The following is a 12,884-nucleotide window of genomic DNA, read 5'->3' as shown; positions in this document are numbered from 1 at the left end:
CCGTCGGCCCCGAACAAGCCACCGCGGAGCCCTACTCCGCCGGGAGCCCTCCGTTGTGCGGAGCCGGCTCCAGGTCGAACTCCCCGTCCCGGGCGCCCAGGACGAAGGCCTGCCACTCCGCCTCCGTGTAGCGCAGCACCGTGTCCGGGTCGAGAGACGACCTCATGGCCACCGCGCCGCCGGGGAGATAGGCGATCTCGACCCGCTCCTCGTGCTCCTCCGTACCCGGCGCGCTGTGCCATTCGACCCCGGAGATGTCGAGGGCGTAGAGCTCGTTCTTCTCCCGCTCCTTGCGCGCCTTGACGTCCTTGTCCTCTGCCTCGGCCATGGCGAAGCGACCCCTTCCAGACCTACGAATTCCCGACCTGTGAACGACCTGTCGCGTCACCCTACTGGGACCGGCCCCGGCCTCTCAGGACTCCCGGAACCCCGGTCAGAGGGCCCGCAACCTCCTGGTACCCTGTGTAACGGCCGTATGTGTACGCACCCCCGGATCGCCCCTCAGGGCCCTGGAGGACGCGCCCAGCGGATCCCCGCCTCCCGAGTAACGGAAGCTCCCCTGAGAAGTGGACCAGGGGCACTCGGTGGCTATCAAAGAAGACTACGAGGAGTACGCGTGTCGCTCGACGCCGCTACGAAGAAGCAGATCATGTCCGAGTTCGGTACCAAGGAGGGCGACACCGGCTCCCCCGAGGTCCAGGTCGCCATGCTCTCGCGCCGGATCTCGGACCTGACCGAGCACCTCAAGACCCACAAGCACGACCACCACTCCCGTCGTGGTCTGCTGATCCTCGTCGGTCAGCGTCGCCGCCTTCTCCAGTACCTGGCCAAGAAGGACATCCAGCGCTTCCGTGCGCTGGTCGACCGCCTCGGCATCCGCCGTGGTGCGGCGGGCGCCCGTTAAGACGCCGTGAAGGGAGCGGTTCCCACACTGAGGGGGCCGCTCCCTTTGCTGTACGTGCGGAGTGTCACCGCCGCTTTGTAGTGTGGTAGCACAACACCAGACGTACGACACGACGTGGTTCCGCGACAGCGCACAGCGACGGAGCGGACACCACACCTGAACGAGGAGAAGCGCGCCTCGCCGCCGCCGGTCCTCGGTAGTGGCCCCCGGGGGAATGCGAGCCCCGGGTGCTTCGATCGAAGACCGGCCCGCACCAGACGGAGCGCTTCTCCGACGTCCACCCGCCACACGGGCGGGACGGGACGAAAGACGAAAAGCATCGGAGAAAACGCTAGTGGAGAACGAGACCCACTACGCCGAGGCCGTTATCGACAACGGTTCCTTCGGCACCCGCACCATCCGTTTCGAGACGGGCCGTCTGGCCCGCCAGGCCGCCGGCTCCGCCGTGGCCTATCTCGATGACGACACCATGGTTCTGTCGGCCACCACGGCCTCCAAGAACCCCAAGGACCAGCTCGACTTCTTCCCCCTGACGGTGGACGTCGAAGAGCGGATGTACGCCGCCGGCAAGATCCCCGGCAGCTTCTTCCGCCGTGAGGGCCGCCCCTCCGAGGACGCGATCCTCACCTGCCGTCTGATCGACCGCCCGCTGCGCCCGTCCTTCAAGAAGGGCCTGCGCAACGAGATCCAGGTCGTCGCCACGATCATGGCGCTCAACCCCGACCACCTGTACGACGTCGTGGCGATCAACGCCGCGTCCGCGTCCACGCAGCTGGCCGGTCTGCCCTTCTCCGGCCCGATCGGCGGCGTCCGCGTCGCGCTGATCCGCGGTCAGTGGGTGGCCTTCCCGACGCACACCGAGCTCGAGGACGCCGTCTTCGACATGGTTGTCGCGGGCCGCACCCTGGAGGACGGCGACGTCGCGATCATGATGGTCGAGGCCGAGGCCACCGAGAAGACCATCCAGCTCGTCAAGGGCGGCGCCGAGGCGCCGACCGAGGAGATCGTCGCCGCCGGTCTGGACGCCGCGAAGCCCTTCATCAAGGTGCTCTGCAAGGCCCAGGCCGACCTCGCCGCGAAGGCCGCCAAGCCGACCGGCGAGTTCCCGATCTTCCTCGACTACCAGGACGACGTCCTGGAGGCGCTCACCGCCGCCGTCAAGGACGAGCTCTCGCAGGCCCTCACCATCGGGGGCAAGCAGGAGCGCGAGAGCGAGCTGGACCGCGTGAAGGCGCTCGCCGCCGAGAAGCTGCTCCCGCAGTTCGAGGGCCGCGAGAAGGAGATCTCCGCCGCGTACCGCTCGCTGACCAAGTCCCTGGTCCGTGAGCGCGTCATCAAGGAGAAGAAGCGCATCGACGGCCGCGGCGTCACGGACATCCGTACGCTCGCCGCCGAGGTCGAGGCGATTCCGCGGGTACACGGCAGCGCGCTGTTCGAGCGTGGCGAGACGCAGATCCTGGGCGTCACCACCCTCAACATGCTCCGCATGGAGCAGCAGCTGGACACCCTCTCCCCGGTGACCCGCAAGCGGTACATGCACAACTACAACTTCCCGCCGTACTCCACCGGTGAGACCGGCCGCGTCGGCTCCCCGAAGCGCCGCGAGATCGGCCACGGCGCCCTCGCCGAGCGCGCGCTCGTGCCGGTGCTGCCGCTGCGCGAGGAGTTCCCGTACGCGATCCGTCAGGTGTCCGAGGCCCTCAGCTCGAACGGCTCGACGTCGATGGGCTCGGTCTGCGCCTCCACCATGTCGCTGCTGAACGCCGGTGTGCCGCTGAAGGCCCCCGTCGCCGGTATCGCCATGGGCCTCATCTCCCAGGAGATCGAGGGCGAGACGCACTACGTGACGCTGACGGACATCCTCGGTGCCGAGGACGCCTTCGGCGACATGGACTTCAAGGTCGCCGGCACGAAGGAGTTCGTGACCGCCCTCCAGCTCGACACCAAGCTGGACGGCATCCCGGCCTCTGTCCTGGCCGCGGCCCTGAAGCAGGCCCGTGACGCCCGCCTCCACATCCTCGACGTGATGATGGAAGCGATCGACACCCCGGACGAGATGTCCCCCAACGCCCCGCGGATCATCACCGTGAAGATCCCCGTGGACAAGATCGGCGAGGTCATCGGCCCCAAGGGCAAGATGATCAACCAGATCCAGGAGGACACCGGCGCCGACATCACGATCGAGGACGACGGCACGATCTACATCGGTGCGGTCGACGGCCCGTCCGCGGAGGCGGCCCGTACGACGATCAACGGCATCGCCAACCCGACCATGCCGGAGGTCGGCGAGCGCTACCTGGGCACGGTCGTCAAGACGACCACCTTCGGCGCGTTCGTCTCGCTGCTCCCGGGCAAGGACGGTCTGCTGCACATCTCGCAGATCCGCAAGCTCGCCGGCGGCAAGCGCGTGGAGAACGTCGAGGACGTGCTCGGTGTGGGCTCCAAGGTCCAGGTCGAGATCGCCGAGATCGACTCCCGCGGCAAGCTCTCCCTGATTCCGGTCATCGAGGGTGAAGACACCGACGACAAGAAGGACGACACCGACAAGTGACGTCTCGTAGCTCCACGGCGACGGCCCGCTCCTCCTCCGAGGCGCGGGCCGTCGCCCGTACCCAAACCCTGATCAAGGGCCAGAACGGCATCGGTACGGTACGCAAGACGACCCTCCCCGGAGGCCTGCGCGTCGTCACCGAAACGCTGCCCTCCGTGCGCTCCGCCACCTTCGGCATCTGGGCACATGTGGGCTCCCGCGACGAGACGCCGGCTCTGAACGGTGCCACGCACTACCTGGAGCACCTGCTCTTCAAGGGCACGTCCCGTCGTAGCGCGATGGACATCTCCTCCGCCATCGACGCGGTCGGCGGCGAGATGAACGCCTTCACGGCCAAGGAGTACACGTGCTACTACGCGCGCGTGCTCGACGCCGACCTCCCCCTCGCCATCGACGTCGTCTGCGACATGCTCACCGGCTCGCTGATCCTCGAAGAGGACGTGAACGTCGAGCGGGGCGCGATCCTCGAGGAGATCGCGATGACCGAGGACGACCCGGGCGACTGCGTACACGACCTGTTCGCGTCCACCATGTTCGGCGACACCCCCCTCGGCCGCCCCGTCCTCGGCACGGTCGACACGGTCAACGCCCTCACCGCGGACCGCATCCGCCGCTTCTACAAGAAGCACTACGACCCGACGCACCTCATCGTCGCCTGCGCGGGCAACGTCGACCACAACAAGGTCGTACGCCAGGTCCGCGCCGCCTTCGAGAAGGCCGGCGCCCTGACGCAGCCGGACGCCACGCCCATGGCCCCGCGCAACGGCTCGCGCGCCATCCGTACCGCGGGCCGCGTCGAACTGCTCGGCCGCAAGACCGAGCAGGCCCATGTCGTCCTCGGCATGCCCGGTCTGCCCCGCACCGACGACCGCCGCTGGGCGATGGGCGTCCTGAACACCGCGCTCGGCGGCGGCATGTCCTCCCGGCTCTTCCAGGAGGTCCGCGAGAAACGCGGCCTGGCCTACAGCGTGTACTCGTACACCTCGGGCTTCGCCGACTGCGGACTCTTCGGTGTGTACGCGGGTTGCCGGCCGAGCCAGGTCCACGACGTACTGAAGATCTGCCGCGACGAGCTCGACCAGGTCGCCGAGCACGGTCTGTCGGACGACGAAATCGACCGCGCCATCGGCCAGTTGAAGGGCTCCACCGTTCTCGGCCTGGAGGACACGGGTGCGCTCATGAACCGCATCGGCAAGAGTGAGCTGTGCTGGGGCGAGCAGATGTCGGTCGACGACATGCTGGCCCGGATCGCCGCGGTCACTCCCGACGACGTACGGGACGTGGCCCGCGACATCCTGGGCCGGCGCCCCTCGCTGTCGGTCATCGGCCCGCTCAAGGACAAGCAGGCATCCCGGCTGGACGACGCGGTCGCGTAAGTCATCGACTAAGGAATCACGAACATGAGCAAGCTGCGCGTGGCGGTCCTCGGCGCCAAGGGCCGGATCGGATCCGAGGCGGTACGAGCCGTCGAGGCGGCCGAGGACATGGAGCTGGTGGCCGCCCTCGGCAGCGGCGACAAACTGGAGACGCTGGTCGAGACCGGCGCCCAGGTGGCCGTCGAACTGACCACGCCCGCCTCGGTCATGGGCAACCTCGACTTCTGCGTACGACACGGCGTCCACGCCGTGGTCGGCACGACGGGCTGGACCGACGAGCGCCTCGCGCAGCTGAACACCTCGCTGGCCGCCTCCCCTGAGACGGGCGTACTGATCGCCCCGAACTTCTCCATCGGCGCCGTGCTGACCATGAAGTTCGCGGAGGCCGCCGCGCCGTACTTCGAGTCCGTCGAGGTCGTCGAACTGCACCACCCGAACAAGGTGGACGCCCCGAGCGGCACCGCCACCCGCACCGCCCAGCTCATCGCCGCGGCCCGGGAACGCGCGGGCAGTGCCCCGCAGCCCGACGCCACGGTGACGGCACTGGACGGCGCCCGCGGGGCGAACGTCGACGGCGTGCCCGTACACGCGGTGCGGATGCGTGGGCTGCTCGCCCACCAGGAGGTGCTCCTCGGCGGCGAGGGCGAGACCCTCACCATCCGCCATGACTCGCTGCACCACAGCAGCTTCATGCCGGGCATCCTGCTCGGCGTACGCCGCGTCGTGGACACCCCCGGCCTCACCTTCGGCCTGGAACACTTCCTGGACCTGAACTGAGCGGTCGGACGACCACCATGCGCGCAAAGATCACGTACGCCGTCACAGCCGCCGTCCTCGTCGTCTACTTCGTCCTGGTCGGCAGCCGTGGCGTCATGCTCATCGAGACCGGCACGGCCCTGACGGTCACCTTCGGGGTGGCGGTCCTCATCCTGCCGGTGATCGGCCTGTGGTTCCTCTGGAAGAACACGCAGTTCGTCCGGAAGGCCAACCGGCTCGCCGCCGCCCTCGACGCCGAAGGCGGCCTGCCCGTCGACGAGTTGAAGCGCACCCCGGCCGGCCGTATCGACCGCGACTCGGCCGACGAGGTCTTCGCTCGCCGCAAGGCCGAAACCGAGGATGCCCCCGACGACTGGCGCAGCTGGTTCCGCCTCGCGATCGCCTACCACGACGCTCGTGACACCGCGCGCGCCCGCAAGGCGATGCAGCGCGCCATCGCCCTGCACGAGGGCAAGCCGGTGCGGGCCTGAGCTTGGGCGGCACGACGAGTGGTACGACGAAGGGGCCGGCCCTGCGCGGACCGGCCCCTTCGCGCTGTCGATCACGCGTGCCGGTACTCGTCCGACCACACCTCGACGCCGTCCGCCGCCCGGTCGAAGGCCGCGGGGCGCCCCAGGAAGTCCGCGTTGTGCGTGGTCAGCAGCGGTGTCGGTTCATCGCCCGCCCGGTCCCTGCGGACGAGAACGAGCGCCTGCCCCTGCACCGTGCGCGGCAGCCCGAGCCAGCGCACCGGCTGCTGCACCGTGCGGACCTCCACGACCTGCGCCCAAGGCGCCGTACGCGTGGTGAAGAAGCGCACCTGACGCAACCCGGACGCACTCACCCACGCGCCCACCCGCAACAGCCGCAGCGCACAGCCGATGACGAACAACGCCAGACCAAAGACGATCGCGCCCCCGCCCAGCGTGCCGGCCACCGCGATGATGACCGCCGCGAACAGCACGTACGAGGCGAGCAGCAGCAGGAGCGCCGCCATGGCGACCCGCCACGGGCCGGGCCGGTAGGGGCGTCGCCAGCGGTCGCGGTCGTCGAACGGCAGCGGGAGATCGTCCGCCACCTCGTCGAACGCGCGGTCGGCCGTCAGGAAGGGCAGGGGCACGACTGATCCTCACTCAATCCACGCACGGTCTGTGCCTGGTGAGGCTACCTAGCCATGTCCCTGCTCACCACCCTCGGGGGCCCGGATGAGCCCCCGGCCGCCGACGGCGCTCAGCGGCTGTTCGAGGCCTCGGACTGCTGGGTCTGAGCGGGCGACTGGTCCTGCGACAGCGCGGGCATCCCGAAGAGCAGGGAGCCCGCCAGCCCGGCGACGACGGTGAGGCCTATGAGCCAGCGCCCGACCACCTCCGAGGCGGAGGCACGCTCGCGGGGCGGGGGAGTGACATTACTGCGGAACTTGTCGGCTTCGGCGATGAAGGCGAACGGAACAGGCTCGCGCCGACGGAACATGGAAACTGCTTCTCCTCAGGGGACTCGAACGGATCGTTCTCAACAAGACAGACGAACGAACGCCCCAAAAGGTGCCCCGTTTCACCGAATTCGCAGAAGTTCGGCGAAGAATGTCGCAGCCCGCCATCGAACGCCCCGTTGTCAGAGCAGGGTCGTAGAGTGGGCGCCGCCCAGCCAGCGATGGGAAGGACCCCGCAAGCCGTGACCGACAGCCCCGCCGACGACCTCAAGCCCGGCTTCCGCAGCGAAGTGACCGTCGAGTTGGTCAAGCACAGCGCGGCCGACTCCGACGTGCTGTTCGCCGCCCGCGTCTCGACCCTCGGGGAGCAGTCCCTGGACGAGCTCCAGAAGGACCCCGAGCGCTCCAAGGGCCTGATCAACTTCCTGATGCGGGACCGGCACGGCAGCCCCTTCGAGCACAACTCGATGACGTTCTTCATCAGCGCCCCGATCTTCGTCTTCCGCGAGTTCATGCGCCACCGCGTGGGCTGGTCGTACAACGAGGAATCAGGTCGGTACAGGGAGCTCCAGCCGGTCTTCTACGTCCCCGACGAGTCCCGCAAGCTCGTCCAGGAGGGCCGCCCCGGGAAGTACGTCTTCGTGGAGGGCACCCAGGCCCAGCAGGAGCTCGTCGGCCGCGTCATGGAGGACTCGTACGTGCACGCGTACGAGGCGTACCAGGAGATGCTGGCCGCCGGCGTCGCCCGCGAGGTCGCCCGCTCGGTCCTCCCCGTCGGCCTGTACTCATCGATGTACGCGACGTGCAACGCCCGCTCCCTGATGCACTTCCTCGGCCTGCGTACGCAGCATGAGCTGGCCAAGGTGCCGTCCTTCCCTCAGCGGGAGATCGAGATGGTCGGCGAGAAGATGGAGGCGGAATGGGCCAAGCTCATGCCTCTCACGTACGCAGCGTTCAACGCCAACGGCCGGGTGGCGCCGTAGCGCGCACTCGCTCGCGGCATGCGGCACAGATGTACGGGTCAGCCGAGCGAAGTGTCCGTATTGCGGCATTTCTAGTAGTTCATCTAGCCTGATCAAACGGGTCCGGCACTGCCTGAACCCCCGAGCAGGCAGTGCCGGGCTCCACCTTTGTCGCGACTTGTCGCCCGACCCGAGGGCAGACCGCGCGCTGAGCAGCGAGTAGCGTGTTACCCATGGCTCCGACCTCCACTCCGCAGACCCCCTTCGGGCGGGTCCTCACCGCAATGGTCACGCCCTTCACGGCGGACGGAACTCTCGACCTGGACGGCGCGCAGCGGCTCGCCACCCACCTGGTGGACGCAGGCAACGACGGCCTGATCATCAACGGCACCACCGGCGAGTCCCCGACCACCAGCGACGCGGAGAAAGCGGACCTCGTACGGGCGGTACTGGAAGCGGTCGGCGACCGTGCCCACATCGTCGCCGGAGTCGGCACGAACTACACCCACCACAGCATCGAGCTGGCCCGCACCGCCGAGCAGGTGGGCGCACACGGCCTCCTCGCGGTCACGCCGTACTACAACAAGCCCCCGCAGGAGGGTTTGTACCGGCACTTCACGGCGATCGCCGACGCGACCGAACTCCCGGTCATGCTCTACGACATCCCCGGCCGCAGCGGCGTACCGATCAACTCGGAAACGATCGTGCGCCTGGCCGAGCACCCGCGTATCGTCGCCAACAAGGATGCCAAGGGCGACCTCGGCCGCGCCAGCTGGGCCATCGCCCGTTCCGGCCTCGCCTGGTACTCCGGCGACGACATGCTGAACCTGCCACTGCTGTCCGTGGGCGCGGTCGGCTTCGTCTCCGTCGTCGGCCATGTCGTCACCCCCGACCTGCGGGCCATGATCGACGCGTACATCAGCGGCGACGTCCAGAAGGCCACTGAGATCCACCAGAAGCTGCTGCCGGTCTTCACCGGCATGTTCCGCACCCAGGGCGTCATGACCACCAAGGCCGCGCTCGCGCTCCAGGGCCTGCCCGCCGGACCGCTGCGCCTGCCCATGGTCGGACTCTCCCCCGAGGAGACCGCCCAGCTCAAGATCGATCTTGCCGCCGGCGGGGTACAGCTCTGATCACAGACTTCACAACTGAATACGTACGACCCGCAGGCCCAAGGCCTGCACGACCAAGACAACTGCTACTGCACGAACGTCATGCGCGCCACGTGCCCTGCCAGGTACGTGGCGTGCGTGGTGAGGAGAGAGTCTTTTGAGTCATCCGCATCCTGAACTCGGCCCCCCGGCGAAGCTCCCCGAGCGCGGCCTCCGGGTCACCCCACTCGGCGGGCTCGGCGAAATCGGCCGAAACATGACGGTCTTCGAGTACGGCGGCCGACTGCTGATCGTCGACTGCGGAGTGCTCTTCCCCGAGGAGGAACAGCCCGGAATCGACCTGATCCTGCCGGACTTCACGTCCATCAGGGACCGCCTCGACGACATCGAGGGCATCGTCCTCACGCACGGCCACGAGGACCATATCGGCGGTGTCCCCTATCTCCTGCGCGAGAAGCCGGACATCCCGCTGATCGGCTCCAAGCTGACCCTCGCTCTCATCGAGGCGAAGCTCCAGGAGCACCGCATCCGCCCCTACACACTCGAGGTCGCGGAAGGCCACCGCGAACGCATCGGTCCCTTCGACTGCGAGTTCGTGGCGGTCAACCACTCCATCCCGGACGCCCTCGCGGTCGCCATCCGCACCCCCGCGGGCATGGTGGTACACACCGGCGACTTCAAGATGGACCAACTCCCGCTGGACGGCCGCCTCACAGATCTACACGCGTTCGCGCGACTGAGCGAGGAGGGCATCGACCTCCTTCTCTCGGACTCGACGAACGCCGAGGTTCCGGGCTTCGTCCCGCCCGAGCGCGACATCTCGAACGTGCTGCGGCAGGTCTTCGCGAACGCCCGCAAGCGGATCATCGTGGCCAGCTTCGCCAGCCACATCCACCGCATCCAGCAGATTCTCGACGCAGCCCACGAATACGGCCGCAGGGTCGCCTTCGTCGGCCGCTCGATGGTCCGCAACATGGGCATCGCCCGAGACCTCGGATACCTGAAGGTCCCGCCGGGCCTGGTCGTCGACGTCAAGACGCTCGACGATCTGCCGGACGGCGAGGTCGTGCTGGTCTGCACGGGTTCGCAGGGCGAGCCCATGGCAGCCCTGTCGAGGATGGCCAACCGGGACCACCAGATCCGTATCGTCCAGGGCGACACGGTGATCCTGGCCTCGTCACTCATCCCCGGCAACGAGAACGCGGTCTACCGCGTCATCAACGGCCTCACCCGCTGGGGCGCCAACGTCGTCCACAAGGGCAACGCCAAGGTGCATGTCTCCGGCCACGCCTCGGCCGGCGAGCTCCTGTACTTCTACAACATCTGCAGGCCCAAGAACCTGATGCCGGTCCACGGCGAATGGCGTCACCTGCGCGCCAACGCCGAGTTGGGCGCCCTGACTGGAGTCCCGCACGACCGGATCGTCATCGCCGAGGACGGCGTCGCCGTCGACCTCGTCGAGGGCAAGGCCAAGATCTCGGGCAAGGTCCAGGCCGGATACGTGTACGTCGACGGCCTCTCGGTCGGCGATGTCGGCGAGCCCGCGCTGAAGGACCGCAAGATCCTCGGCGACGAGGGCATCATCTCGGTCTTCGTGGTGATGGACTCCAGTACCGGCAAGATCACCGGCGGCCCGCACATCCAGGCACGCGGCTCGGGAATCGAGGACTCGGCCTTCAGCGACGTCCTCCCGAGGATCACCGAGGTCCTGGAGAGGTCGGCCCAGGACGGTGTCGTCGAACCCCACCAGATGCAGCAGCTCATCCGCCGCACGCTGGGCAAATGGGTCTCGGACACCTATCGCCGTCGGCCGATGATCCTTCCTGTCGTGGTCGAGGTCTGACACCTCGCACGCGTGCAACTGGGAGCGGGGCGCCTCGATTTGCATCGAGGCGCCCCGCTCCAGTACGTTTACGGCTCCGCCTGAACGGGAACCCGGCGCAACTGTGCATGGGGAACCAGCCCGAGCGGGACGGGAATTCCGACTCAGAATCTTCTGATAAAGTCGGAAACACCGAAGGGAAGCCCGGAGGAAAGCCGCGAGATTTGGTATCTCGGGTGAGTACAAAGGAAGCGTCCGTTCCTTGAGAACTCAACAGCGTGCCAAAAATCAACGCCAGATATGTTGATACCCCGACACCGGGATTGTTCCTGGTGGCGAGGTTCCTTTGAAGAAAACACAGCGAGGACGCTGTGAACCCTTCCGTTCATTCCGCGGGGGGTTCCGCTCTCGTGTGTGTCATCCCGATTACGGGAATACATTCACGGAGAGTTTGATCCTGGCTCAGGACGAACGCTGGCGGCGTGCTTAACACATGCAAGTCGAACGATGAACCACTTCGGTGGGGATTAGTGGCGAACGGGTGAGTAACACGTGGGCAATCTGCCCTTCACTCTGGGACAAGCCCTGGAAACGGGGTCTAATACCGGATAACACTTTCACTCTCCTGAGTGGAGGTTAAAAGCTCCGGCGGTGAAGGATGAGCCCGCGGCCTATCAGCTTGTTGGTGAGGTAATGGCTCACCAAGGCGACGACGGGTAGCCGGCCTGAGAGGGCGACCGGCCACACTGGGACTGAGACACGGCCCAGACTCCTACGGGAGGCAGCAGTGGGGAATATTGCACAATGGGCGCAAGCCTGATGCAGCGACGCCGCGTGGGGGATGACGGCCTTCGGGTTGTAAACCTCTTTCAGCAGGGAAGAAGCGCAAGTGACGGTACCTGCAGAAGAAGCGCCGGCTAACTACGTGCCAGCAGCCGCGGTAATACGTAGGGCGCAAGCGTTGTCCGGAATTATTGGGCGTAAAGAGCTCGTAGGCGGCTTGTCGCGTCGGTTGTGAAAGCCCGGGGCTTAACCCCGGGTCTGCAGTCGATACGGGCAGGCTAGAGTTCGGTAGGGGAGATCGGAATTCCTGGTGTAGCGGTGAAATGCGCAGATATCAGGAGGAACACCGGTGGCGAAGGCGGATCTCTGGGCCGATACTGACGCTGAGGAGCGAAAGCGTGGGGAGCGAACAGGATTAGATACCCTGGTAGTCCACGCCGTAAACGGTGGGCACTAGGTGTGGGCAACATTCCACGTTGTCCGTGCCGCAGCTAACGCATTAAGTGCCCCGCCTGGGGAGTACGGCCGCAAGGCTAAAACTCAAAGGAATTGACGGGGGCCCGCACAAGCAGCGGAGCATGTGGCTTAATTCGACGCAACGCGAAGAACCTTACCAAGGCTTGACATACGCCGGAAAGCATCAGAGATGGTGCCCCCCTTGTGGTCGGTGTACAGGTGGTGCATGGCTGTCGTCAGCTCGTGTCGTGAGATGTTGGGTTAAGTCCCGCAACGAGCGCAACCCTTGTCCCGTGTTGCCAGCAACCTCTTCGGAGGGTTGGGGACTCACGGGAGACCGCCGGGGTCAACTCGGAGGAAGGTGGGGACGACGTCAAGTCATCATGCCCCTTATGTCTTGGGCTGCACACGTGCTACAATGGCCGGTACAATGAGCTGCGATACCGCAAGGTGGAGCGAATCTCAAAAAGCCGGTCTCAGTTCGGATTGGGGTCTGCAACTCGACCCCATGAAGTCGGAGTTGCTAGTAATCGCAGATCAGCAGTGCTGCGGTGAATACGTTCCCGGGCCTTGTACACACCGCCCGTCACGTCACGAAAGTCGGTAACACCCGAAGCCCGTGGCCCAACCAGCTTGTCTGGGGGAGCGGTCGAAGGTGGGACTGGCGATTGGGACGAAGTCGTAACAAGGTAGCCGTACCGGAAGGTGCGGCTGGATCACCTCCTTTCTAAGG

At 66.7% G+C, this 12,884-nt stretch carries 11 protein-coding genes and 1 rRNA gene; 9 read left to right on the top strand and 3 right to left on the bottom strand.

The genetic code is table 11. From position 1 onward, the window contains the following. Nucleotides 1-31: 31 nt before the first annotated feature. Nucleotides 32-328, bottom strand: a complete 297-nt coding sequence (locus OHT21_RS12100; protein ID WP_328768268.1) for a DUF397 domain-containing protein — start codon at nt 326-328, stop codon at nt 32-34. A gap of 288 nt (nt 329-616) precedes the next feature. Between OHT21_RS12100 and rpsO the strand changes: the two genes are divergently transcribed. The 5 genes from rpsO to OHT21_RS12075 all read left to right on the top strand — a co-directional run bounded on the left by rpsO (nt 617) and on the right by OHT21_RS12075 (nt 6,078). Continuing rightward, nucleotides 617-904: a 30S ribosomal protein S15 gene (gene rpsO / locus OHT21_RS12095; RefSeq protein WP_033326844.1), complete on the top strand. Its 288-nt coding sequence runs from the start codon at nt 617-619 to the stop codon at nt 902-904. Nucleotides 905-1,238: 334 nt separating this feature from the next. Next, nucleotides 1,239-3,455 (top strand): polyribonucleotide nucleotidyltransferase, encoded by a 2,217-nt coding sequence (locus OHT21_RS12090; protein WP_328768267.1) that lies wholly within the window; start codon nt 1,239-1,241, stop codon nt 3,453-3,455. Then, complete coding sequence (locus OHT21_RS12085) at nt 3,452-4,831, top strand: M16 family metallopeptidase (RefSeq protein WP_328768265.1); 1,380 nt, start codon at nt 3,452-3,454, stop codon at nt 4,829-4,831. Before OHT21_RS12090 ends, OHT21_RS12085 begins: the two co-directional genes overlap by 4 nt. Nucleotides 4,832-4,855: 24 nt before the next feature. After that, on the top strand, nt 4,856-5,608 hold the full coding sequence (gene dapB / locus OHT21_RS12080) for a 4-hydroxy-tetrahydrodipicolinate reductase (RefSeq protein ID WP_328768264.1): 753 nt from the start codon (nt 4,856-4,858) through the stop codon (nt 5,606-5,608). Between the two features lie 17 nt (nt 5,609-5,625). Then, nucleotides 5,626-6,078, top strand: coding sequence for a hypothetical protein (locus OHT21_RS12075; RefSeq protein WP_328768263.1), 453 nt, complete (start codon nt 5,626-5,628; stop codon nt 6,076-6,078). Nucleotides 6,079-6,149: 71 nt separating this feature from the next. Here the strand turns inward: OHT21_RS12075 and OHT21_RS12070 are convergent, their stop codons facing one another. Then, the gene (locus tag OHT21_RS12070; protein ID WP_328768262.1) at nt 6,150-6,707 is read right to left on the bottom strand and encodes a PH domain-containing protein; all 558 of its coding nucleotides are present in this window, start codon (nt 6,705-6,707) and stop codon (nt 6,150-6,152) included. Nucleotides 6,708-6,817: 110 nt separating this feature from the next. Continuing rightward, entirely contained in the window at nt 6,818-7,057 is a 240-nt protein-coding gene (locus OHT21_RS12065; RefSeq protein ID WP_165344405.1) for a hypothetical protein, read from the bottom strand. A 201-nt stretch (nt 7,058-7,258) separates the two neighbouring features. Here OHT21_RS12065 and thyX point away from each other — a divergent pair, with 201 nt between their 5' ends. The 4 genes from thyX (at nt 7,259) to OHT21_RS12045 (ending at nt 12,878) form a co-directional block, all read left to right on the top strand. Continuing rightward, nucleotides 7,259-7,999, top strand: coding sequence for an FAD-dependent thymidylate synthase (gene thyX, locus OHT21_RS12060; protein ID WP_328768261.1), 741 nt, complete (start codon nt 7,259-7,261; stop codon nt 7,997-7,999). A gap of 212 nt (nt 8,000-8,211) precedes the next feature. Beyond that, nucleotides 8,212-9,111, top strand: coding sequence for a 4-hydroxy-tetrahydrodipicolinate synthase (dapA, locus tag OHT21_RS12055; protein ID WP_328768260.1), 900 nt, complete (start codon nt 8,212-8,214; stop codon nt 9,109-9,111). A 136-nt stretch (nt 9,112-9,247) separates the two neighbouring features. Further along, entirely contained in the window at nt 9,248-10,933 is a 1,686-nt protein-coding gene (locus tag OHT21_RS12050; protein ID WP_328768259.1) for a ribonuclease J, read from the top strand. 418 nt (nt 10,934-11,351) lie between these two features. Then, nucleotides 11,352-12,878, top strand: a 16S ribosomal RNA gene (locus OHT21_RS12045). The last annotated feature ends 6 nt before the right edge of the window (nt 12,879-12,884 follow it).

The organism is Streptomyces sp. NBC_00286 (assembly GCF_036173125.1).
Classification (GTDB): domain Bacteria; phylum Actinomycetota; class Actinomycetes; order Streptomycetales; family Streptomycetaceae; genus Streptomyces.
This window is presented reverse-complemented; position numbering and strand designations above follow the sequence as displayed.